A 437-nucleotide genomic window follows, 5' to 3' on the forward strand; every position below is an offset into this window, starting at 1 on the left:
ATGACCAGCAAGGAGCCTGATCCGCCATGATCCCGGACGAGCCGGAGATAGCCGGCCGCGTCTTCGCTGTAGAGCGTGTCGAAAAACAGCACCTTGCCTGTGTCCGTCTGACCGGCCAGTCCCTCGAGCGTTTCCTTGGCGCGTTTGGCGTTGGAGCACAGCGTCAGGTCCGGCACATAGGAACGGGATCGCATCGCGGCCCCCATCTTTTCGGCATCGGCGCGGCCGGATGCATCGAGCGGACGATCGAAATCACGCATGCCCGGCAAGGCCCAGCCGGCCTTGGCGTGTCGCAACAGATAAAGCCTGCTCACTCAACCTCCAATGACGCCCGAAAGCCGAAGTCCTGCCGCGATTAGCCACGAGAAAAGCATCGCGCACAATGGTGCACGTTCTTCGGCGCGGCGAATCACTTGCGGGGGCAAGCGGCGAAGATC

Annotated in this window: 1 protein-coding gene; it reads right to left on the reverse strand. The window is 62.5% G+C overall.

What is annotated here, in order from left to right; translation table 11 throughout:
• Positions 1–314 (reverse strand): histidine phosphatase family protein (locus tag EN852_RS35275; RefSeq protein ID WP_189546364.1); only part of this gene is annotated, 314 nt, incomplete at its 3' end.
• Between the last annotated feature and the right edge of the window lie 123 nt (positions 315–437).

It is taken from the genome of Mesorhizobium sp. M2E.F.Ca.ET.209.01.1.1, assembly GCF_004010375.2.
Taxonomy (GTDB): Bacteria; Pseudomonadota; Alphaproteobacteria; order Rhizobiales; family Rhizobiaceae; genus Mesorhizobium.